Source organism: Acidobacteriota bacterium, from assembly GCA_016196035.1.
Classification (GTDB): domain Bacteria; phylum Acidobacteriota; class Blastocatellia; order RBC074; family RBC074; genus JACPYM01.
Map to the genome: position 1 here is coordinate 36,539 of JACPYM010000055.1, position 21,749 is coordinate 58,287.

A 21,749-nucleotide genomic window follows, 5' to 3' on the forward strand; every position below is an offset into this window, starting at 1 on the left:
GTTGATAGTTGACAATTGATAGTTGATAGGTTGGGTTTGTCGGGGCAACTGGCTGCCAAAATCTATCAACTATCAACTATCAACTCATCTGTGACCCACTGCCAACTTCATAATCGCTTCTTCGCTGCATTCCCCGCGCGGCAAGATGCCGGTCAGCTTGCCTTCGTGCATGACGGCGACGCGGTCGCTGATGCGCAGGATTTCTTCCAGGTCGCTGCTGATGACGATGACCGCCGCACCGTCAGCGGCGAGTTGATTGATCAGTTCGTAAATTTCGCTCTTGGCGCCGATGTCTATGCCGCGCGTGGGTTCGTCAAAGATGATGAGGTTGAGCTTTTGCAACAGCCATTTCGCCAGCACGACTTTTTGTTGATTGCCACCGCTGAGTTCCGAAACCTTAGCCGCGACCGAAGGCGCTTTGACCCGTAACTTGGTGGCCATCTCGACGGCGACTTTGTTTTCCGCAGCCGGTTGCAACAAATTCAGTTTGGCATAACGCGGCAGTGTCGCCAGCGTGATGTTCTCTTGAACCCGCCACTCGGTCAACAAGCCCAGCCCGCGCCGGTCTTCGGGAATCAGTGCGATGCCGTGGCGCATGGCGTCTTGCGCTGAATGAATCGTCAGCGTCGTGCCAGCGAGCGTGACGCTGCCCGCGAGCGGCGGTTCGACGCCGAAAATGGCTTGGGCGACTTCGCTGCGGCCCGCGCCGATGAGGCCGGCGACGCCGAGCACTTCGCCTTGGCCGACGCTGAACGAAACAGCCTGGGCGGGATAGCGGCGTGTGCGCAGGTTTTCGACGCGGAAGTAATCGGCCTGGGCGGGGACTTCCTGCACTTTGTGGACGTGCGCCAAATCGCGTCCGACCATCAATTGCACGATGCGGTCGTGCGTCAGCTCTTCACGTGTGAGCGTGCCCGCATTCTTGCCATCACGCAGCACAACCACGCGGTCGGCCAGTTCAACCACTTCGCCCAAGCGATGCGAGATGTAAATGATGCTGACGCCGTGGGCGCGCAAATCTTTGGCGACTTCCAGCAAACGATTGGTCTCGGTCAGCGTCAGGCTCGATGTCGGCTCATCCATAATCAGCAGCTTGGCGTTGAGCGAGAGCGCCTTGGCGATTTCGACCATCTGTTGCTGGGCAATCGAAAGTTCCCCCAGCAAGGTACTGGGCGCGACTTCTACGCCAAGTCGGTTGAGTAGCTTGGCAGTCTCGGCTTCCAGCGTGGCGCGATCAATCAGGCTGAGCCAGCCGCCCCGGCGCGGTTCGCGTCCGAGGAAGACATTGGCCGCGACATCCAGATTGGGAAAGACGTTGAGTTCCTGGTGAATAAAGCCGATGCCCAACCCCAACGAATCGCTGACGGCGTTGAACGTTACCGGTTGGCCATTGAAGCGGATCGTACCCGCATCGGGTTGCACGATGCCGCCCAGTGTTTTCATCAGCGTAGACTTGCCTGCGCCGTTCTCACCCACCAGCGCGACGATTTCGCCCGCGTTGCCCGCACCTGCGTTGACAGTGAGAGACACGTCTTGCAACGCCACCACGCCGGGGAAGCGTTTGCTGATGCCTTGCATTTCGAGCAATGGGTTTGCCATGCGTTTCTCAAGTTACCTATGCCATAATCGCGCCGCTATGATGACGATGAAAGCACCAGTAACGACAGCCTTGGAAGCATTCGCGGCGGCCAACTTATATTTGCTGGATCATGTGCCTGACCGGTTGACCGCCGATCAACCGCGTTATGATGAAAAGGCGCACGTTTGGCGCGTGCCTGTCATTCTGACCTATCCGACCTTTGGCGTCCTGGGCCAGGTTGGTCAAGTTGTCGTGAGCGCGTTGAACGAAGATATTCTCTCAGCTACGCCAGATGCTGAGATGATTGCCGCAGCCAAACTTTTGGTCGAACCTTACCGTGATGCCATCGAAGCCGCCGTTCCATAGACAAGAAAAAGAGTTTTCCTGCGTGCCCGCTTGGGTAGTGGTAAAAATGTAAGGCTGTGGTTTTGCAGCCGCGTAGCGGCGACCCGATTTTAGCCCGGCGTTTCAACGCCGGGAAAGCTTGGCAACAGTTCCGCGTCGCGTCAGCGACGCCTGAATTCAAGCGTCGCTGACGCGACGCGGAACTGCTGCGCACCGCTACCGTGGTTTGAAAACCACGGCTAAACTCAACTGTCGCTACGCGACAAAAACTGATGAGCCTTACATTTTTACCACTACCCCCGCTTGTTTACGCATGGTGTTACTCAGCCTCGGCACTGACGTTCAAGAAGCCAACTTGCGCAGGCTTTGTGATTGCACCGTTTTGGCTCAACTGCATTGCAGGGGTTGAACGCCGTCCGGCAACTCGGCTTTCACAACAGCCGCAAATACACACTCAACCTGACTGAACTCGCAGACTGTCTGGCGGATGGCTACTATCCCATCGTCTTTGTGTCATTGCTGCCGTTGGATAAGCGGCCCGACATCCACGCAATGGTTGTGACCGGGCTTGCTGCTCAGCATGTTTCTGTGCTTGATCCGCGCATCGGCGAACGGAGGCTTACGCACGAACAGTTTAGTGCCGCGTGGATTGGTAGCAACAATCTTGCGCTCATCGTGGTGCGCTAAGGCGCTTACCTAGTTCCGTCCGCGCAATTTGTTGATCTTTTCGGTAAACGCGGCGACCTCTTCCTTCTTGATCGCCAGCGTCGGCACGAATATCTGCTTACTGGCTGGCACGCCCGACTTGTCACCGCCCACATAGGCCGCCATCAGCTTGATGGATTGATAGCCGAATTCGAACGGCTGTTGCACCACGGTCGCAAAGATCGCGCCGTCTTTGATGCCGGCGAGCGTTTCGTCCTCTTCGTCAAAGGCGATGATTTTGACCTTGCCGACTTTGCCCGCCTCTTTCACCGCATTCAAAATGGCCGGGCCGTTGTAAGACCAGAGGCCGACCATGCCGGCCAGATCGGCGTGTTGCACTAAGGCGTCAGCCGGGTTTGATTTGGCTCGCACACGGTCGGTGCTGTCCTGGCGGACGTCAATGATTTTGATGTTCGAACCGGCCAGCGCTTTTTGCAGCCCTTCGTAACGCTCTTTGGCATTCTGGGCGTCGAGCATGCCGACGAAAACCATGATGCTGCCGCCCTGGGGCAAGGCTTCTTTGACGAGTTTGCCCGCCTGTTCGCCCGCCGCGACGTTGTCAGTGCCGATGTAGCAGATGCGATTGCTGGCCGGAGCGTCGCTGTCTTGCGTCACAACCAGCGCCTGGCTGGCGACGCGATTGAGCATGCCGGTTTGGTTTTTGGGATCCACCGGGCTGATCGCCATGCCGTCAATGCCTTTGGCGACCAGGTCGTCCACGATGCGTTGTTGCCCGGCGGCAGTGCCATCGCCCGGCATTTGGAATTCGACGCTGACATTGGGCAATTCGCTCGCCGCCTTTTCGGTGCCCTTGCGCGCAATCGTCCAGAAATCCGATGGGTTGTTGGTGACAAAGGCGAGCCGCAATTTCTTGCCGCCGCCCGCACCGCTGCCGGCGTTGTCCTTCGCGCTGCTACAGGCCAGCAAGCCTGTGGACAAGATGACTGCCAAGACACTGGCCAGACTACGGCCCAGTCCAATTTTCATTTCAAATGCCTCCCTGCGAGTGGATGTTGATGTGGCGGAATGCCGCCGCGATTGTATGCACACAGGCGGTTGATGCAAGCGTACAACAGTGCCAGTGAGAGATTTCAGCAAATAGACTTAACGCCCGCGCGGACAGACTTTGCTTTAGCGGGGAATGATGAAAGAATTCGCCGTGCTCGCGAATGACCAGCGTAGCTTCCGCTGCGTTCCCAAATTCCAATTGCAAAGGGAGAATCTGTGATGAAGTATCCGGTGCGTGTTTCTGGTTGGCCAACGATAATCTGTCTGCTGTTTTTGTGGTTGAGCGCCCCGCTCTCCGTTGTGGGCCAAACGGCGGCGCAACCTCAGAAAGCGCCTGAGCCAGTCGCGCCCGCCAAAGCGTCCGCACCCGCACCCGAAAAACTCACGGCTGCTGAATTCGCCCGGCTAAGCCGCGAACTTTCCGAACCCGGTGGCCACTTTCGCTCGGACAATTTCACCTCGAATGAAACTTCGTATTTGCACATCGTCCAGAAAATGCGCGAATTGGGCGCGATTGGCGGCGCGTATATCGGCGTCGGGCCTGAACAGAATTACACCTACATTGCCAAGGTCCGCCCACGCCTGGCGTTCCTGATTGACATCCGCCGCCAAGCCATCATTCAGCACCTGATGTATAAGGCGATCTTTCTTCTGTCACCCACGCGCGGCGAATTTCTGGCGCGCCTGCTGAGCAAGCCCTTGCCCAAAGACAAAGCTCCGGCTGCCGCCGCGCCATTGAACGATCTGCTGGCTTTCCTTGAAAAGACACCGACGGATGACAAGGCTTACGAAACCAATTTGACTACCATCCGCAAGACAATTGAGGACGACTTTGAATTTCCCTTGTCTGAGGCCGATCAAAAAAGTCTGGCGTATGTGTACCAAAACTTTCACGACGACGGGTTGGGCATCCAGTATCGCGTCGAAAGCCAGTGGGGCAGCAGTTATTTCCCGACGCTGAAAGAAATCCTGCTAGGCACAGATTTGAAAGGGCAACTGGGCAATTTTCTGGCCAGCACGGACGATTATGAATTCGTGCGCGAGATGCACCGCAAGAACCTGATCATCCCTGTCGTCGGCAATTTCGCCGGTCCCAAAGCGCTGGGCGCCATCGGCGATTACTTACGCAAACATGACTTAACGGTCTCGGCCTTTTACACCTCGAATGTCGAGCAGTATCTGTTTATGGATGGCATTTTCGGTGACTGGGCCAATAACGTGCGCAAGTTGCCGCTGACGGAAAAGAGCCTGTTCATCCGCGCCATTGCCGGGCGCGGCACACATCCGGCGCGCATTGCCGGACATCGCCTGACGACTGTGTTACAGCGGATGACTGTGTTTTTGAAAGATTTTGATGAGGGCTTGTACCCCAGCTACAACGACCTGACGCTGACGCATTACATCGCGGCGGATCAGCCCTGACCCACACGGAGCATCAGACCCAGGAACAGTTCCAACCACGGGGGACACGGGGCGTCCGGGGAAAGCTAAATACCTTTGGCCTCCCCCGTGTTCCCTGTGTCCCCCGTGGTTTGATTGTTCTGTAATTTGGCAGCTTGCCCAAGCGCGCGCGCCAACTGCTCAGCCTCTGCCCGGCGTCCCGCGCGCAACAGCGCCAGTGCTTCCGATTCGACAAATTGATTCAACAGATCGCGCCGCGCGGCATAACCGACGCCGCGCGCTTTCAGTTCCGTGCGCAACTGCGCAGCCAGTTCCAGCAACGCGCCGTACTCTTCGCCAATCGTCGCGGCGATGTGGCGTTTGACCAGTTGCGCAACCGTTGGGCTGCCGCCCGCCGTGGAAATGCTGATTTGCAACGCGCCGCGCGTGACCAATGCGGGCGTGATGAAATTACAAAGCGCCGGTTGGTCTACGACATTGCAGAGCAACTGGCGTTCAGCAGCGGCGCGGGCGACGGCTTCATTGACAGACTGATCATCGGTCGCGCTGAACACCAGAAAGATGCCTGCCAGATCATCGGCTTGAAATTCGCCTGCGCGCCAGGTCAATGTGCCTTGCACCACCAATTCAGCCAACCGCGCAGTGAGAGTTGGACTGACGATGCGCACCTGCGCACCGGCGGCCAGCAGTTGTTCGGTTTTGCCTTCGGCAATGACACCGCCGCCCACCATCAAGACAGGCCGACCTTGCAGATCAAGATGGATTGGGTAGTAACGCATTAGGCATTGTTGGATGGCGAACTTTGCGGGGCTGATTCGGCAAACCAGCGTAGGCGTTCACGCAGGCGCACGACTTCGCCGACGACGATCAGGGCGGGCGGTTTGATTGGGTGATTCGCCAACAAGGCGGCGATGTTGCGCAAGTCGCTGGTGTAAACTTCTTGCTCGGCGCGCGTGCCCCAGCGAATCACGGCCACGGGCGTGGTGGGAGCGCGGCCATGCGCGAGCAGTTCATTGACCAACTGCTCAATCCGCGCGACGCCCATGAAAAAGACCAGCGTGTCAGCGCTGAGTTGCGCCCGGCGGGATGCGGCGCTCTCTTGTGCGGGATCGTCGTGCGCGGTGATGAAGGCGACCGAACTGCTGATGCCGCGCTGCGTCACGGGAATACCCGCATAAGCCGGTACGGCAATGCCCGCGCTGACGCCGGGGACGACTTCCCAGGCGATGCCCGCGGCAGCCAGCGCCTCGGCCTCTTCGCCGCCGCGTCCGAAAACAAATGGGTCGCCGCCTTTCAACCGCACGACCACGCCATGCTGGGCGGCTTTGGTCAGCAACAAGCGGTTGATTTCGTCTTGCGCGATGCAATGCTGCCCGCCGCGTTTGCCGACGAAAAGCAATTCGGCCCCGGCGCGCGCCAGCCCTACGATCTCAGGGTTGACCAAGTAATCGTAGATCACGCAATCGGCCCCTGCCAGCAAATCGCGCCCTTTGACCGTCAGCAAGCCGGGATCGCCCGGCCCCGCGCCGACGAGATAAACTTTGCCGCTGCGGCTCAAGCCCAAGCTTGTTTTTCTCCCTTGTCAGGCGATGGCGGCGCGCTCAGTTTCAACGCCGCTTTGCGTTCACGCTCGGCTTCTTTGCGGCGGCGCACTTCGTCATCCGGCAGCGGCGTGACGGTCAAGCCTTCCCAATCTATTTCGACGCTCCAACTTGCAATGCTGAATTTCAAACTCATGTTGTGCCTTCTTCTTGTTTCGCTATTGCCTGTCGCCTGTTTGGTGGCTGCTTAGGCAATGATCTTGAAAACTTGCGGCGCGATGTGATGACACGCACGACACCGCTCATACGGTTGGGCGACACACGGCGCTGTACACCTGGCTGACCTGCGGTTACACGGGCAACACTTGCTGCCAAGTAGACGGCAGATTGATCCGACTTTGTGGCAAGGGAGCTACACGCCAAACAGGCGAGCTACACCTCGGCCCAACTCCGGGTCACGCTGGCATACGGCTACGTGAGCGGATTCGCAGCTTTAGCGACAACAACAACAACAACAGGGAAATGTACGTTTGTGGAAGGCAAGCAAGGCGGGCGTGGCGGACAGGACGGACACGGTAGAACCAACAGCACGGCGCGTCGGTGAGCTACCACTACTTGACCAACTTGTACTCGTAAATGCGAGAGTCATTGCAATTTCCTTTCAGGTTTTGCCTGTAAATTAATGATCTGATTGTTTCATCGCACAGTGCGATTGAAAAGTGAGCGCGGTTATACCCCGCTCCGATGCAGCGTGTCAATGAAAGCACCTGGGTACGCACCGCTTCCAGCGTGCAAGCGTGGCAACGGACGCACATCTGCTGAAAGGAAACCCCTCCGGCATTATTCCGTCTGTTGCCAGGACTGCACGCTGGAAGCGGTGCGTGGCTTTGCACAAACCGTCCTGAAAAAGGCGGGCGATTTGTGCAAATGAAATTTCTGCACAAACCGCTGACTCGTATCACAATGCAAAACAAAAGGGCAAAGCCAACCGATTTGTGCAATTCCAATTCGATTTATGCAATTCGATTTATGCAAACTGAGCGGTTTGTGCAAAGCCGCGGTGCGTACCCAGGTTTACAAGTTACGGCTCATCCGGCCCGCGTCCGCGCTGTTGATTGCGGTCGCCGGTCTGTTCGCGTTCGCGATTCAATTCGACCATATCCACGCTGTCGGTCATGTCGCCCAACAGGTGTTTGCAGAAATAGTCGGCGCGCACCCAGAAGAAATAATTCGTCGCGTCGGCATAACCGTGGCGCTTGCCGGGCAGGATGACGAAATCGAAACGCTTGTTCGCCTTGATCAGCGCATCCGCCATCCGCAGCGTATTCGCCGGATGCACATTGTTGTCAATGTCGCCCGTCGCCAGCATCAGATGACCTTTCAAGTTTTTTGCCAACTCGGAATTCTTCTCGATCTGGTATTCAAACTTGATATTGCCCTCGTTGTCGGTGACCTCTTTGACGCCGTGGTGTTTCTCGCTCCACCAGCGGTTGTAAATGTTGTTCTCGTGATTGCCCGATGAGGACACGGCCACTTTGAAAAAGTCTGGATAGACCAGCATCGCCGCAGTGGACATAAAGCCGCCGCCCGAATGTCCGAAGATGCCGACGCGGTCAATGTCAATGTAGGCATTCCGCCGCGACAGTTGCTCAATCGCGGCCTTTTTGTCGGCCAGCCCATAATCGCGCAGGTTGCCGTAGCCGAAGGTGTGATACCACTTCGAGCGTTGCGGGTTGCCGCCGCGATTGCCGACTTCGATGACGATGAAGCCAAATTGCGCGAGCGCGATGCGATCATTGCGTGGCGTAAACGTCTTCGTCACGCTCTCAGTCTGCGGCCCCGGATAAACATACGCGATGATCGGATAGCGTTTATTCGCGTCGAAATCGAAAGGCTTATACATCACGCCGAACAAATCGGTGATGCCGTCGTCGGCCTTGACCTTGAAGGGTTCGGGGTACTTGAAACCGGCTTCGGCCATCGCGGTCATGTCGGTCGCTTCCAACTTCATCACCGTGTTGCCGGATTGATCGTACAGCACGGATTCGGGCGCGGTGTTCACACGCGAGCAAGTATCAATGAAATACTTGTTTGAATCAGCGGTCGCGGCGGCGTGCGAGGCATTGCCGGGCGCGAGCAATTTCAAGCCGCTGCCGTTGAGGTTCACACTGTAGACGTGCTCGTAATAGGGGTCTTCGTCAGCCTCGCGCCCGTTGGCGTTGAAATAGAGCGTGCGTGTCCGTTCATCCACGCCCTCGATGTCGTCGCAAACAAACTCGCCTGTCGTGATCTGATTTTTCAACGTGCCGTTCGCGTCAAACAAATAGTAATGCCCCCAACCGTCGCGTTCCGACCAATGAATCAGTTCGCCCGTGCTGAGCAAGCGCAGCGGTTTGATCTCGACGTAAGTGTTTAGGCGCTCTTCAATCAATGTCTTGACTTCGCCGGTCGTCGTATCAGCCACGCACACATCAATCTTTTTCAGGTCGCGGCTGGTGCGGTTGAAATAGAGTTTGTCTGATGAATCGCTCAGCCATTTGGGTTCGAGGCCCTGACCGCCGCCGGGCGGGCCTTGCTGTACTTGCTGATCCTGTTCGCCGCGATCCACTTGGAAAGTGCGCGCGCGCTCACGGTCGGCGTTGCTGACGGGCGCGGTGTAAACGCCGATTTGCTGGTCTTTGAACTGGTCGGATTTGATTTTGACGCGGCCCTTGGTGGCCGGTTCGAAGACTTCGAGTTCGGCTTGCGGCTGATTCTCTTCGCCCGGCATGCCGTAGCGGTAGGTTTCGAGCGTCGGGCGCGGATTCGCCAGCGAATTGATGACCCAGAGATCGGCGACCTTGCGCGCATCGTCGCGCTGAACGGCGAATTTCTTGGAGTCCTTTGCCCAGAAGATGCGGCCCGCCGGCACGCGCGGCGTTTTGTTTTTGTCGCTGAATTTGTAGTTGCGTTTTTCTTCTTCTTGCAAGCGGCGCTCGAAACCGTAGTTCTCTTCGCCGTCGGTGGTGAGTTGGGTTTCGACAATGGTCGCGTCGTCTTCTTTGACTTTGGCTTTCTCGTAATTGGCCGCGTCCATCATGAACAGGTTGTGGCCGCGCGCGAAGATGATCGTTTTCTCGTCGGGCGAAACTGAAGCCCAGCGCGGTTTTTGCGGCGGTTTGAAATCGGGCAGCAGCGTCAGTTTGCCGCTCGCCAATTCGTATTCAAAATAAATCGGGCGTGTGCGCGGCGCAGGTGTGGGCGACGGCGTAGCGCGTTGGCCTTGCTGTTGCGCTCCACCGCCTTGCGGGCCACGCCCGGCCTCGCCGCGTCCGGACATAACCGCCTCCTCTTTTTTCAAGCCGGGAATCTCGGCGTCGCGCGGCACATTGGCGTCGAATTGAAAGGCCGTGTCGCCTTTGATGAACTTGATGGTCTGGATCGGCAGATGCTGGGCGTCATACGGAATGCGCGTCAGATTGGTCAGCAGCGCCGCCAGCTTGGCGTTGTCAAACAGCGGCGTCTTGGCTTTTTTGAGCGGATCCACCAGCCACCATTTCTTGCCCTGATTGGTTTCGTAGCTGTACCAGAACCGCTCTCCACTCTCCAGCCAATGCGGCGCGACGGCGGTGTCAAAGACCATCTTGCCGACCTTGGCCGCCGTCCAGCGTGAGGCCAGGTCGTAATTAGCCTTGCGCACGCGATTGTCCGGCGCGGGTTTTGCCGCCTCCTGTGCGAACGAAACGGCGGGGGTGACGATCAAACAAAAACAAAAGACGAGTACAAACGCGCGTTGCAGGCGCGGCGAAAATGCGTGTCGAAGCTGCATAAGTGGAGTCCTCCTGATTGGGTGTTTGCGTGTGGGATTGGTTGCGCTGAGCCTTACGACGATGACAACGCAACTGGCGTTACGACTAAGTAAGGCGCAAAAAATTCTTTGACAAAAACTTCTCACCACGAAGTAACGAAGAGCACGAAGGACAGCGAAGAAACGCCAATGTTGACAGGTATTTCCCTTCTTCCTTCTTCCCTTCTTCCCTTCTTCGTGTCCTTCGTTTCTTCGTGGTTGTCAAAGAATTTTATGCCACTTACTTAATTGTATTGACCGCGCTTAGCGCAGCCCGGATTGCGCTGTCAGCGCAACGTTGACAGCTTTTGCAATAACTCTGCCCGTGTCGTGCGGCACAAATTCCCGCCCGTGAAAAAGGGGTCTTCGGTAACTTCCTGCCGCGCGTAGGCGGGCGGTTCGATGCGCAATAGATCGGGCAGGCTGGCGGCTTCTGTCTCACAGAGCACCAAGCCTGCCAACTCGCCCTCGAACACATCTATCGAAAACACCTGGCCCAAGTGGTGATGATAATAACGCGTCTTCCTGAGCCACTCTCCCGCGATGCTGTCGAAGAGCTTGTACTCGTCCGGCGAGAGCAGCAGGCGGCCAATCGTTTGAAAATACGGCGAGTCCGACGCGAACTTCTTAGTCAACTTAATGACTTGGCGCCCGGTGTCTGAGTCCGTCAGCACTCTCAGCCGCAGTCTTGAGTTGTGCAGGTATCTGTCCTCAAGCGTCTTTGAATATGGCTCAACGAGGCTTCGCCAATCAGCCTGCGGCGAAACAAAGAACCTGCGTTCATATTCGACGCGTGTGTATTTGGTTTCTAAGGTATCCATCAGCCTACCTTTCCCTGTCTGGCATTCCCTGTCCGGTATTCCCTGTCTGGCATTATTAGACGATTGAGCCAGCATGGCGCGTGCTGCGTTTGGCCGGAAACAATAGGCCAGTCCCAGGCAGGTCACAAGCCCGGCTCTGGCGCTGCAATTTTTTTCTTTCGGCCATCAATCCAAATTTTTCGATCACTCCGTAACAGCCAATGAAAACCACAGACGGCGCGTGCAGAAGCGACGCGCGATCCAGCAACAACGAGGACGCCTGGGGCAAGCGGAACCGGTTTCGCGGTTCGCGCTTTGCCTGTCTGTCGGCCTCTATTTTTTTGGCGAACAACATTTGCCAACAACAATTGTTTGACTAGAGAGGGAAATCAATGAAAAACGCGATCTTAAAGCGCACACTGTCCGCCAGTTTCGCGGCCCTGTTGACGCTGCTGCTCTTCGTTTTTGCCGCCAGCACAACCAGCTTCAATCCCGCGACGCACGCGCAGGAGTTGCAGGACAAGCAGGACAAAGAAGCGAAGGCCAATGCGAATGACGCCTTTGACCGCGCCAAAAAACCCGAATGCATTCAGGGCGCGCTGGCGGGCCGCTTCAGTTACATCTTTGATGGTTCCATCGTCAACGTCGGCGTAACCAAGGCGGTTGGCGTACTGACGGTCGGTGCGGACGGCACGCTGAGCTTTCAGGATACGCAAAGCATCGGCGGCCAGATCCTTCGCCGCACCTTCACCGGAACGTATCAACTCAAGCCCGATTGCACCGCGACGGCGCAATTCAGCACCGGCACCTCGGCAGATTTGGTGGTGGACAACGACGGCAACGGCCTGAAGATCATCATCACCACGCCCGGCGTCATCATCACCGGTATCGGCCAGCGCATTTTCAACCTGTAACTCTCTTCCCACGAAGGCACACGAAGAGGCGCGAAGTAAGGCCAGTATCTTCGTGTTCGCTTCGTGTGCCTTCGCGGGAAAGCCCCGTAATCGCTATGAACTATTCGTACCAGCAACGCGGCGCTTTGCGCGAAGTCGTGCTGCAAGGTCAGCTCGACACCAGCGTCCCGCGCAGCTTTGAGAGCGAATTGCTCGGCTTCATCGCCAGCGGTGAACGGCAACTGGTCTTCGATTTCGCACAGGTGGATTACCTGACCAGTTCGGGCATTCGCATCCTGCTGCACGTGTTCAAAACGATGACGGCGGTGAATGGGCGCATCGTCTTCCATTCGCTCAATCCGCGCGTCAAACACGTGTTTGAGATTGCCGGACTGACGCAAGTCTTCCGCATCTACGACACGCCGGGCGAAGCGCTGCAAGGTTTGGCGCTGACTGGAATGCTGCCGCCACAAGCGCTGCTCAACGCCGACCCGGCCTGAATACAAGGTGGCACGGAGACACAGAGGAAGAGACTAGGAAGAGGCAGAGAAAGAAACTAAGTGAGAAGGAAAAAACGAACCTAAGCATGGGAGACGAAAAGGAGGGGCGTGCAACATCTCCATCAACAACGCTCTTTCTCTGTGTCTCTGTGCCTCTGTGGCAAACCAATTCACCATCGCTATGACGACCGACGATCCCCGTTTGACCAAAACCATCCCCCCCACGCCGCCGCCCTTGGTGAAGCCCAAGCGCAAGCCCAAACCGCCACGCCCCAAAGTCGGCGTCGTGCTGGGCAGCGGCGGGATGAAAGCCTTCGCGGCCATTCCGCTGTTTGAATTTCTGGATCAGGCCGGCATCGCCGTGGATTTGCTGGTCGGTTGCAGCGGCGGCGCGATCATGTGCGCGGCCATCGGTTCAGGCCTGACGCCCGCCGGCATTCGCCAGATCGCGCCCGACATTTTGAACTCGAAGATTTTCGGCAACTTCGATTACCGCTCGCTGCTGAGCATCCTCAACGCGCGCTTCGGCAAGTTCACCAAGACATCGAGCATCATCAAACCCGATAAGATGCGCGAGATTTACCGCTACCTCTGGGGCGACAAGCAGCTTGAAAACCTGCGCCCACGCACGCTCATTCAAACCACCGACATGCTCACCGGCGAAGGCGTCGTGCTCACGCGCGGTTCCGTCGTGGACGCCGTTTACGCCTCCGGCGCGTTCTTCCCCGTGCTGCCGCCGCAACAGCTCGAAGGGCGCTGGCTGAGCGATGGCGCATACAGCGCGCCCGTGCCCGTCATCGAAGCCGTCAAACGCAACATGGACGTCATCATCGCGATGGATTTCGCCGAACGCTCGACGGTCGAACCCGAAGGCTTTTTCGATTGCTTCTATCGTTACATTGACACGCAGATGACCACGCTCAAACGCAGCCAGATGTTTCTATCCATCGAACTGCACCACCACGAAATCATCAACATCGAAGTCAATTTCGACCAGCCGATCAGCTTCCGCGCCACCAACGCGCTCGAAGCCGTGCTCGCCAAAGGCGCAGAGGCCGTCGCGCATAACAAAGAAGCGATCCTGTCAGCGATTCGCAGCTTTGCAGAGACGAGGAGGGAGGAATGATGCGTTTAGAGAAAAGCGTAGGGGCAGACCTGTGTGTCTGCCCCGGTGGCCTCAGACCTATTGGCGATGACAAACCTGTTGATGGTCTCAAACTCTTCGTAGGCGTCAAACTCGACCGGGGCAGACACACAGGTCTGCCCCTACGTTGGCTGGCGCTGGCGCTCTTGTTACTCGCCACGTCTACTTTCGCCCAAGACGCGCTCACGCTCGACCAGGCAACCACGCAAGCACTACAACACAACCGCCTCATCAAAAACGACGAGCTTGAAATCGCCAAAGCCGTCGAACGCATCGAGATTGCCCGCACGCGCCGCCTGCCCGAATTCGAAATCAGCGCGCTCGGCCTGCAACCCTTCGCACCGATTGATTTCCGGTTTGGTCGCGGCAGTCTTGGCCTGTTGCCCGGTGGCACGGCTTTCCCCACACGCGACACGACAGTCGGCAGCGGCTTTCGGCCCACGGCCTTTATCACCGCGCGCGCCTCGCAACCCATCACGCAATTGCGCCGCATCAACCTGGGCATCGAACTCGAAACGCTCAATCAACGCCTGGCCGAAACCAAGCTCGAAGCCCAGCGCCGCAACGTCACCAACCAGGTCAAACGCGCTTATTACGCCGTGCTGCAAACGCAAAGCGCGCTGGCCGCCTTGGAAGAATCGTTGAAGCTGCACCGCGAACTCGACCGCGTCGTGGGCGAATACGTCGTGCAAAAAGTCGTACTTGCCGCCGATGGTTTAGACGTGAAAACGCAACTCGCCAACGACGAATACGAAACGCTGCGCTTGCGCAACACGCTGGCCGCACAAAAGGAACAACTCAATCAATTGCGCGGCAGCGAGTTGCTCGCCGAGTTTGAAGTCGCGCCCGCCGCCGAACTAACGCTGGCTGAATTCGATCTGAAAGCTGCGCAAACACGCGCGCTCGAACATCGCGCCGAATTGCAGGAAGCGCGTTTGAAACAGCAACAAGCCGCCGTCGCGCGCCGTTTGAAACAGGCCGAAGACTTACCCGAAGTCAGTTTGACGGCGGGCACCTTCGCCCCGCTCGGTTTGGAATTCGTCCCGCGCACCATCACCGGCATCGGCGTGTCGCTGAAATGGGAACCCTTTGATTGGGGCCGCCGCAAACGCGAACTCGCGCTGGCCAGCCGCACCATCGAACAAACCGCCAACCTGACGCGCGAAGCCGAAACGCAAATCCTGCTTGATGTGAATACGCGCTTCCGCAAGCTGACCGAAGCGCGCGCCTTGTTGCGCGTCGCGCAAGCCGCGCAAACGGCAACGATTGAAAAGCTGCGCGTGGCGACGAACAAGTTCAAACAGGAAAGCGCGCTGTTCCGCGACGTGCTGCAAACCCAAGCCGCCGTCGCCGACGCGAATCATCAATACCAACAGGCGCTGCTGGCGTTTTTGACCGCGCGCGCCGACTTTGAAAAAGCTTTGGGAGAACCCTAAAGAACCCTCCCACGAAGGCACACGAATAAGCACGAAGAACGACCCAAGACTCTTTGTGTTCCTTCGTGTGTCTTCGTGGGAGAGGTTTTGGGAGAAGCAAAATGCGATTCCAATTTGTCATACTCTTGCTGCTCACTGCCGCCAATACGGCTTGCAACAAAGCCACCGCCTACGAAAAACCGCTCACGCCCGTGCGTGTGACCGGCGCGCAAAAGTTTCAGCCCAGCGGCAGCGCAGGCGAGGGCACGCGCTATTCCGCGACGATTCGCCCGGCGGCGCAGCTTGATCTGGCGTTCAAAACCGGCGGTTATTTGCGCGAGTTACTGCAAGTGCGCGGCGCCGATGGCCGTCAGCGCAGCGTGCAGGAAGGCGATTGGGTCGCCAAAGGCGTCGTGCTCGCCCGTTTGCGCGAAGACGAATTCGCCAACAAAATCAAAGCCGCCGAGTCCCAAGTCGCCGAAGCCAGCGCCACGCTCAACACCGCGCAGGCCCAACTCAACGAAGCCGAAGCCGCGCTCAGACAAACGCAACGCGATCTCGACCGCGCGACCGCGCTGCTCGAAGCCAACAGCCTGACGCGCCCCGAATTCGACGCGGCCAAGACGCGCCACGAAACCGCCCAGGCCAAAGTCGAGGCCGCGCGCGCCCAAACCCAAGTCATCAACGCCCGCATCAACAGCGCCAAAACCGTGCTGGCCGAAGCGCAACTCGCCAAGAACGACGCGGTGATTCGCACGCCCTTTGATTGCTTCGTGCTCAAACGCAATGCCGAAGCGGGCGCGCTCATCGCCCCTGGCGCGCCACTCATCACGCTCACCGAATCGGCCTCGGTCAAAGCCGTCTTCGGCGTGCCCGATGTGACCGTCGCCAAACTCAAACAAGGCACCGCGCTGACGCTGACGACCGAAGCCTTGCCCGGCCACGAATTTCGCGGTTGGATCACGCGCATCGCCGCCGCCGCCGATGCGCGCACGCGCGTGTTCGAGGTCGAATTGACGATCCCGCGCCCGCCCTCGCAACTGCGCGCTGGCATGATCGCGTCTTTGTTAGTGCCGGACACTCAGGCTGAAACACAGCCCGCCGTCACGATCGTCCCGCTCAACGCCATCGTCAGCGATCCGAGCAAACCGGGCAGCTACACCGTCGTCGTCGTGACGCCGCGCGACGGCAAAAGCATCGCGCATCGCCGCGTGGTCAAACTCGGCGAGGCCTATGGCAATCTCGTCGCCGTCACCGAAGGCATCCAACCCGGCGATCAAGTCGTCATCGTCGGCGCCACGCTGATCAAAGAAGGCGAGCAAGTGAAAGTGACGGAATAGCCGAGTTCGGAACAATGGCTGAAAGGTACGCACTGGCGCGCGGGTGTTCAGAGTTCCGCCTTTAGGCGGCGGCGGCGCGTAGCGCCGAAAACGCGCCTGCGGCACGCCGCCGCCTAAAGGCGGAACTCTGAACGCCCGCTGCCGCGCGGTTCGGTTGAATTTGAGTGGTTCGCGCTTTCAGGATTTGGAGCAAGATTCATGCAACCCAACAACGATCTGCAAAACACGCGCAACACCGCGCGCTTCTTTACCGAGCAGCGCCAACTCGCTTGGGTCTTCCTCGTGCTCACGCTGGTCTGGGGCGTGTACAGCTACTCGGCAATGCCGAAGCGCAAAGACCCGGAGTTTCAAATCAACGTCGCCGTCGCCATTTGCCCCTGGCCGGGCGCGGGCGCAGAGAAGATCGAACAGCAAGTCACGCGCAAGCTCGAAGAGAAGCTCGCGCAGAACGCGCGCGTCGAAAAGGTCGAATCCATCTCGCGCAATGGTGTCGCGGTCGTTTACGTCACGCTGCTCGAAGGCCTCAAAGACATCGGCAAAGAATTTGACGACCTCAATTTGAAACTCAACAGCATCCGCGACCTGCCGCCGGGCGCGGGGCCGATTGAATTCCAAAAGGATTTCGGCGACACCGCCGCGTTGATGCTGACCGTCGCCAGCCCGCGCGCCGACCGCGTGTTGCTGACACAACGCGCGCAAGCCGTGCGCGCCGCTATCGAACGCGCACGCCCGAAAGCCGGCGACCGCGCCGCGCTGGTCATCGGTTTGCCAACGACGATTCCGCCGCGCCGTGTGCAAGCGGCGCAAGATGAACTGGCGCGCTTCCTCAAAGAATCCGGCGTGGCCGACAACGTGCGCGGCTTTAATGGCTCAGGCTTTATCGGCGCAGACTTCGATGGTTTTCATGACGACGAAGAGTTGCTCGAGCAGACCGGCAAGTTCCTGCGCGAGAGCTTGCCCATCGCTGGCTTTCAACCTGAAGTCTGGCAACCCGTCATCATTCGCGATTGGCGTGATGTGAAAGACATCGAAGCGAAATTGCAGCAAGGCGCGGCGGATAAATACAGCTACCGCGAACTGGACGATTACACCGACCTGATCGCGCGCACGCTGCAAGCCATCCCGCTGGTCTCGAAAGTGCGCCGCGCGGGCACGCTGAAAGAGCGCGTCTTTCTTGACTATTCGCAAGACCGCCTCGCCGCTTACGGCATTCAGACCAACGTGCTGCAACAACTGCTGGGCGCACGCAACATCACGACCTCCGGCGGCGTGCTCGAAATCGGCGACAAAAACTTAGGGATCAAACCTTCGGGCGAATTCAAAAGCGAACAGGAAATCGGCAACACGATCATCACCGCCACGGCGGAAGGCGCGCCCGTTTACGCGCGCGACCTGTTTGAAATCACGCGCGGTTACGAAGACCCGCCGCGCTATCTGAACTACTACACGGCGCGCGATGCCAGCAGCGGCCAATGGCAACGCACGCGCGCCATCACGCTGGCCGTTTCGATGCGCAAGGGCGAACAGATTGCCGCATTCGGTCAGGCCATTGATGAAACGCTGGCGACGCTGCAACTACGCTTGCCCGGCGATCTGGTGCTGGCGCGCACTTCCGACCAGCCCTTGCAGGTGAAAGAAAACGTCGGCCTCTTTACGCGCAGCCTCTGGGAAGCGGTCGTGCTGGTGGTGATGATCTGCCTGATCGGCTTCCGCGAATGGCGTTCGGCGGCGTTGGTGGCGGCCTCGATTCCGCTGACGCTGGCAATGACGTTTGGGATGATGCGGCTGCTGGGCTTGGACATTCAGCAAGTCTCGGTCGCCTCGCTCATCATCGCGCTGGGCTTGCTGGTGGATGATCCCGTCGTGGCGAACGATGCGATCAAACGCGAATTGGCAACAGGCACGCCGTCGCGCATCGCCGCCTGGCTGGGGCCAACCAAACTGGCGAAGGCGATCTTCTACGCGACGATCACCAACATCGTCGCCTACCTGCCCTTGCTGTTGGTCGAAGGGTTGCTGGGCGAATTCATTTACAGCTTGCCCGTCGTCATTGCCTGTTCGCTGGTCGCCTCGCGCATCGTCTCGATGACCTTTGTGCCGCTGCTCGCGTTTTACTTATTGAAACCGAGCACGAAACCCGAACGCAGTTTGGCCGAACAGAAACAGCGTGGCTTCACTGGCCTCTATTACCGCGTCGGCCTCTGGTCGCTCGAACATCGCTGGCTGGTGCTCGGCCTCTCGTTCGCGTTCCTGCTGTCTGGCGGCGTGCTCTTCAAACAACTGCGGCTGGATTTCTTCCCGAAGGATTTGTCGTATCTGTCGTACCTAGACGTGTACCTGCCCGAAGACGCGCCGCTGGCCTCGACCGACCGTATCGCCGCACGCGCCGAAGCGATCATTCGCCAAACGGCAGAGCAGTTCGGCAAAGACAATCCCGACAAAAACAAACAACCACGCGACGTGCTGGAATCGCTGACGACCTTTGTGGGCGGGGGCGGGCCGCGTTTCTGGTACTCGGTCGCGCCCGAACAGCCGCAACTCAACTACTCGCAAATCATCATCCAGGCCAAAGACAAGCGCGACACGGCGCGGCTGGTCGCCCCGCTGCAACGGGCGCTCGCGGCAAACATCCCCGGCGCGCGCATTGACGTGCGCCAACTCGAAATCGGGCGCTCCATCGCGCAACCCGTTCAGGTGCGCATCTCCGGCGAAGACATCCCAACGCTGCGCGCCTACGCCGAACAGGTCAAAGACATCTTCCGCGCCATCCCCAGCGCCGACCGCGTGCGCGACGATTGGGGCGCCGAAAGCTTCGTCGCCGATTTGCAGGTGGATGCCGACAAGGCCAACCTCGCCAACGTCACCAACCTGGATGTCGCCGTCTCTTCGGCAGGCGGCATCAACGGCCTGCAAGTCACGTCATTGCGCGAAGGCGAACAGACGATCCCGGTGGTCGCGCGTTTGCGCACCGACGAACGCGCGCGGCTGTCCGACCTGCAAAACCTCTATGTTTATTCGATGATGAGCGCGAACCGCGTGCCGTTGCGGCAAATTTCCAAGCTGGCTTACAAACTCGAAACGGCCAAGCTGATCCGCCGCAATCAATTCCGCACGATCACCGTCGCCTGCCTGCCCGTGCCCGGCGCGCTGCCCGGCGAAATCAACAAGGCCGCGCAGGAAAAGCTCGACGAATTCGCGCGCAACTTGCCGCCCGGTTACAAGCTGGAAATCGGCGGCGTGCAGGAACAGCGCGTCAAAGGCTTCAAATCGCTGGGCACGGTGATGGGCATTTCGGTGCTGGCGATCTTTCTGGCGCTGACGGTGCAATTCAAAAACGCAATCAAACCGCTGCTGGTCTTTTCGGCGATTCCGTTCGGTCTGGTTGGCGCACTGGGCGCGCTGGTCGTGATGCGCACGCCGTTCGGTTTCATGGCGTTTTTAGGCATCGCCTCGCTCATCGGCGTCATCGTCTCGCACGTCATCGTCCTCTTCGATTTTGTCGAAGAGCGGCGCGAAGAAGGCGAACCGTTGCGCGAGGCCTTGCTAGACGCAGGCATCGCGCGTTTGCGCCCGGTCTTCATCACGGTCGGCGCGACGGTCTTCGGCCTGTTCCCGCTGGCGTTGAATGGCGGGCCGCTGTGGGAAGGCCTGTGTTATGCGCAAATCGGCGGGCTGATTCTGGCGAATTATGTGACGAAGCTTTTGGTGCCGGCCCTGTATGCGATTTTTGTGTTGGATTTGAAGTTGATTCGGTGGGAGGAGCCGAAGGGCAGGAAAGAGGTTGGGGAAGTGATTGGCGTGCACGCGGTGCAGCCATAGTCGCCGTTATATTATTAGTTTGGCCGGTGCCCAACGATAATCCTTATGGTGTTATCAGGCATTCCAGCGTCCAAACTTCCGGGGGATTCGACGCCTAATGCTGTTAGTTCTTCTTGTAACGCCGCTCCAGCCTTTGGTGCGCTTGCTTGGTCTCTTGCTATGATGAGCACTCCTATTGGACTACTCCCTCCAGGTATGAACTGCCCGAAAGATTTTTGCGTCCATCCTACTTCTTCAAGAAGACTTTTTATTTGAAGTGCAAAACTATTGGCTTCCTTATCGCCTTGTACAGCAGACAAGTGGAAGTTAATTGGTGGCCATTGCCTCAATCGTTGAAGTAATCTTTGTCTTTGTGTGGGTGTAAAACTTCGTGCCGGTGGCGTCTGATTGATCGTCACATTGTCGCCAGTGTTTTGAACCGACCCAGGCGAGCTGATAATTGGGGAGTTCGTTATGCTTTTAGACGTTGGTGGTGGAGTGGGCGTACTTTTCGATTCATCAAGCAGTCGCTTTATTCCACGCGGAATTAACCTTGCAGAAGGCGTTTGTTTCAGTAACGGCGCTGGCGTTTCTGTCGGAATCGAAAGCGGGGAATTTACAGGAATGGGTGAGGCTTTTGATTCTTCCTTTCTTGACGATCTCTCTGTTCCCAAGACCGCCCAAACAAGAAGACCAAGACCTACGAGCAGGAGAACAAAAATCGAAACTCTTACTCGCACCCCATCTTTTCTGAAAAAGATGATGCCAATTACTGCAATCACTAAAATAGTTAGTGCGACAATCCCAAGTGGACTTTGCGAGGCTGCTTGGATGATTTTATCGGCGTATTTGAAGAATCCTTCCATTGCGTTCCGTTGTGTAAAGTATCAGGCCCCGGTTTACGGCAATTATAATGCGGCTACGCTCCCCTCACGCATCAGCTTCCGCAATGCTTCATTCACCGCTTCCGCCGTTGGGAACGCCTCGGCAACGTCAGGGGCCAACCTAATCAGCTTGCCAGCCAACATCCCGCGATACTCACGGCCTGCGGCTTTGGCGCGCCGGTGCAACTCGGCGAAATCGTATTCCGGCGCGATGTCATCAACCGGGTAATCTTCGTCTTCAATCAAGCGGACGGTAGGTTTCATAAGGCCTTCTTTCTTTCGGTGTCGCTGCTCTGGCGGTGATGATGCGGATGGTGTCGCCGCGTTCAGTGAAGGTGACGACTAACAAGCGACCTTGCTTTGACGTGCCCACCGCCGTGTAGCGCGCCTCACCGATGGAATGCGCCAAGTCCGGCACGATGTCTAAATAATCATCTTCAAAAACCGTCTGCACTTCTTCAAACGTAATGCCGCGTTCAGCCAGAACGCGCGCGGCCTTGGACGGTTCCCAGAAGAAGTTATCGCTCATAACGGACTCCCATCGCAAATTAGCATGGACTTGAAAAGCTG

The 21,749-nt window shown here is 57.9% G+C and carries 20 protein-coding genes; 9 read left to right on the forward strand and 11 right to left on the reverse strand.

The genetic code is table 11. The features are described 5' to 3' along the window. Positions 1–84: 84 nt before the first annotated feature. Positions 85–1,599 carry a sugar ABC transporter ATP-binding protein gene (locus HY011_16600; GenBank protein ID MBI3424555.1) on the reverse strand — a complete coding sequence of 505 codons (1,515 nt, stop codon included), beginning with the start codon at positions 1,597–1,599 and terminating at the stop codon, positions 85–87. 46 nt (positions 1,600–1,645) lie between these two features. On the opposite strand from HY011_16600, the gene HY011_16605 reads away from it, so the two are divergent. Together HY011_16605 and HY011_16610 are read left to right on the forward strand one after the other, a co-directional pair. Then, positions 1,646–1,945, forward strand: coding sequence for a hypothetical protein (locus HY011_16605; GenBank protein MBI3424556.1), 300 nt, complete (start codon positions 1,646–1,648; stop codon positions 1,943–1,945). Between the two features lie 351 nt (positions 1,946–2,296). Next, positions 2,297–2,611, forward strand: a complete 315-nt coding sequence (locus HY011_16610) for a hypothetical protein (protein ID MBI3424557.1) — start codon at positions 2,297–2,299, stop codon at positions 2,609–2,611. Positions 2,612–2,620: 9 nt separating this feature from the next. Here the strand turns inward: HY011_16610 and HY011_16615 are convergent, their stop codons facing one another. Further along, positions 2,621–3,616 (reverse strand): sugar-binding protein, encoded by a 996-nt coding sequence (locus HY011_16615; protein ID MBI3424558.1) that lies wholly within the window; start codon positions 3,614–3,616, stop codon positions 2,621–2,623. A gap of 237 nt (positions 3,617–3,853) precedes the next feature. Between HY011_16615 and HY011_16620 the strand changes: the two genes are divergently transcribed. Next, complete coding sequence (locus HY011_16620) at positions 3,854–5,059, forward strand: hypothetical protein (protein MBI3424559.1); 1,206 nt, start codon at positions 3,854–3,856, stop codon at positions 5,057–5,059. A gap of 65 nt (positions 5,060–5,124) precedes the next feature. Here HY011_16620 and HY011_16625 read toward each other — a convergent pair whose 3' ends face one another. The 6 genes from HY011_16625 to HY011_16650 form a co-directional block, all read right to left on the reverse strand. Next, complete coding sequence (locus HY011_16625; protein MBI3424560.1) at positions 5,125–5,817, reverse strand: bifunctional precorrin-2 dehydrogenase/sirohydrochlorin ferrochelatase; 693 nt, start codon at positions 5,815–5,817, stop codon at positions 5,125–5,127. Next, a complete protein-coding gene (gene cobA, locus HY011_16630) occupies positions 5,817–6,596 on the reverse strand; it encodes a uroporphyrinogen-III C-methyltransferase (protein MBI3424561.1) in 780 nt (259 codons plus the stop codon). Before cobA ends, HY011_16625 begins: the two co-directional genes overlap by 1 nt. Next, entirely contained in the window at positions 6,593–6,775 is a 183-nt protein-coding gene (locus tag HY011_16635) for a hypothetical protein (protein ID MBI3424562.1), read from the reverse strand. The genes cobA and HY011_16635 overlap by 4 nt, the downstream gene beginning before the upstream one ends. An 885-nt stretch (positions 6,776–7,660) precedes the next feature. Then, a complete protein-coding gene (locus HY011_16640; protein ID MBI3424563.1) occupies positions 7,661–10,201 on the reverse strand; it encodes a DPP IV N-terminal domain-containing protein in 2,541 nt (846 codons plus the stop codon). Positions 10,202–10,692: 491 nt separating this feature from the next. After that, a complete protein-coding gene (locus HY011_16645; GenBank protein ID MBI3424564.1) occupies positions 10,693–11,040 on the reverse strand; it encodes a hypothetical protein in 348 nt (115 codons plus the stop codon). A 241-nt stretch (positions 11,041–11,281) separates the two neighbouring features. Further along, positions 11,282–11,560 (reverse strand): hypothetical protein, encoded by a 279-nt coding sequence (locus tag HY011_16650; protein ID MBI3424565.1) that lies wholly within the window; start codon positions 11,558–11,560, stop codon positions 11,282–11,284. Positions 11,561–11,597: 37 nt separating this feature from the next. Between HY011_16650 and HY011_16655 the strand changes: the two genes are divergently transcribed. The 6 genes from HY011_16655 (at position 11,598) to HY011_16680 (ending at position 20,316) form a co-directional block, all read left to right on the forward strand. Further along, positions 11,598–12,119, forward strand: coding sequence for a hypothetical protein (locus HY011_16655; GenBank protein MBI3424566.1), 522 nt, complete (start codon positions 11,598–11,600; stop codon positions 12,117–12,119). Positions 12,120–12,214: 95 nt separating this feature from the next. After that, positions 12,215–12,598 carry an STAS domain-containing protein gene (locus HY011_16660; protein ID MBI3424567.1) on the forward strand — a complete coding sequence of 128 codons (384 nt, stop codon included), beginning with the start codon at positions 12,215–12,217 and terminating at the stop codon, positions 12,596–12,598. 157 nt (positions 12,599–12,755) lie between these two features. Then, positions 12,756–13,724, forward strand: a complete 969-nt coding sequence (locus HY011_16665) for a patatin-like phospholipase family protein (GenBank protein MBI3424568.1) — start codon at positions 12,756–12,758, stop codon at positions 13,722–13,724. Continuing rightward, entirely contained in the window at positions 13,721–15,178 is a 1,458-nt protein-coding gene (locus tag HY011_16670; protein MBI3424569.1) for a TolC family protein, read from the forward strand. The genes HY011_16665 and HY011_16670 overlap by 4 nt, the downstream gene beginning before the upstream one ends. A gap of 101 nt (positions 15,179–15,279) precedes the next feature. Further along, positions 15,280–16,497 carry an efflux RND transporter periplasmic adaptor subunit gene (locus HY011_16675; protein MBI3424570.1) on the forward strand — a complete coding sequence of 406 codons (1,218 nt, stop codon included), beginning with the start codon at positions 15,280–15,282 and terminating at the stop codon, positions 16,495–16,497. A gap of 198 nt (positions 16,498–16,695) precedes the next feature. Then, entirely contained in the window at positions 16,696–20,316 is a 3,621-nt protein-coding gene (locus HY011_16680; GenBank protein ID MBI3424571.1) for an efflux RND transporter permease subunit, read from the forward strand. 14 nt (positions 20,317–20,330) lie between these two features. Here HY011_16680 and HY011_16685 read toward each other — a convergent pair whose 3' ends face one another. The 3 genes from HY011_16685 to HY011_16695 are packed head-to-tail and all read right to left on the reverse strand — an operon-like array spanning position 20,331 to position 21,708. After that, complete coding sequence (locus HY011_16685) at positions 20,331–21,161, reverse strand: hypothetical protein (GenBank protein MBI3424572.1); 831 nt, start codon at positions 21,159–21,161, stop codon at positions 20,331–20,333. A 42-nt stretch (positions 21,162–21,203) separates the two neighbouring features. Then, complete coding sequence (locus tag HY011_16690; GenBank protein MBI3424573.1) at positions 21,204–21,443, reverse strand: hypothetical protein; 240 nt, start codon at positions 21,441–21,443, stop codon at positions 21,204–21,206. Next, positions 21,418–21,708, reverse strand: a complete 291-nt coding sequence (locus HY011_16695; GenBank protein ID MBI3424574.1) for a BrnT family toxin — start codon at positions 21,706–21,708, stop codon at positions 21,418–21,420. The genes HY011_16690 and HY011_16695 overlap by 26 nt, the downstream gene beginning before the upstream one ends. Positions 21,709–21,749 lie beyond the last annotated feature (41 nt).

Bases quoted from the DNA above. Each gene is read 5' to 3' on its own strand.
- HY011_16655 (MBI3424566.1), top strand. From the start codon at position 11,598: ATGAAAAACGCGATCTTAAAGCGCACACTGTCCGCCAGTTTCGCGGCC.
- HY011_16600 (MBI3424555.1), bottom strand. From the start codon at position 1,599: ATGGCAAACCCATTGCTCGAAATGCAAGGCATCAGCAAACGCTTCCCC.
- HY011_16695 (MBI3424574.1), bottom strand. From the start codon at position 21,708: ATGAGCGATAACTTCTTCTGGGAACCGTCCAAGGCCGCGCGCGTTCTG.
- HY011_16680 (MBI3424571.1), top strand. From the start codon at position 16,696: ATGCAACCCAACAACGATCTGCAAAACACGCGCAACACCGCGCGCTTC.
- HY011_16670 (MBI3424569.1), top strand. From the start codon at position 13,721: ATGATGCGTTTAGAGAAAAGCGTAGGGGCAGACCTGTGTGTCTGCCCC.
- HY011_16635 (MBI3424562.1), bottom strand. From the start codon at position 6,775: ATGAGTTTGAAATTCAGCATTGCAAGTTGGAGCGTCGAAATAGATTGG.
- HY011_16625 (MBI3424560.1), bottom strand. From the start codon at position 5,817: ATGCGTTACTACCCAATCCATCTTGATCTGCAAGGTCGGCCTGTCTTG.
- HY011_16615 (MBI3424558.1), bottom strand. From the start codon at position 3,616: ATGAAAATTGGACTGGGCCGTAGTCTGGCCAGTGTCTTGGCAGTCATC.
- HY011_16650 (MBI3424565.1), bottom strand. From the start codon at position 11,560: ATGTTGTTCGCCAAAAAAATAGAGGCCGACAGACAGGCAAAGCGCGAA.
- HY011_16605 (MBI3424556.1), top strand. From the start codon at position 1,646: ATGAAAGCACCAGTAACGACAGCCTTGGAAGCATTCGCGGCGGCCAAC.
- HY011_16685 (MBI3424572.1), bottom strand. From the start codon at position 21,161: ATGGAAGGATTCTTCAAATACGCCGATAAAATCATCCAAGCAGCCTCG.
- HY011_16660 (MBI3424567.1), top strand. From the start codon at position 12,215: ATGAACTATTCGTACCAGCAACGCGGCGCTTTGCGCGAAGTCGTGCTG.
- HY011_16690 (MBI3424573.1), bottom strand. From the start codon at position 21,443: ATGAAACCTACCGTCCGCTTGATTGAAGACGAAGATTACCCGGTTGAT.
- HY011_16675 (MBI3424570.1), top strand. From the start codon at position 15,280: ATGCGATTCCAATTTGTCATACTCTTGCTGCTCACTGCCGCCAATACG.
- HY011_16640 (MBI3424563.1), bottom strand. From the start codon at position 10,201: ATGGTCTTTGACACCGCCGTCGCGCCGCATTGGCTGGAGAGTGGAGAG.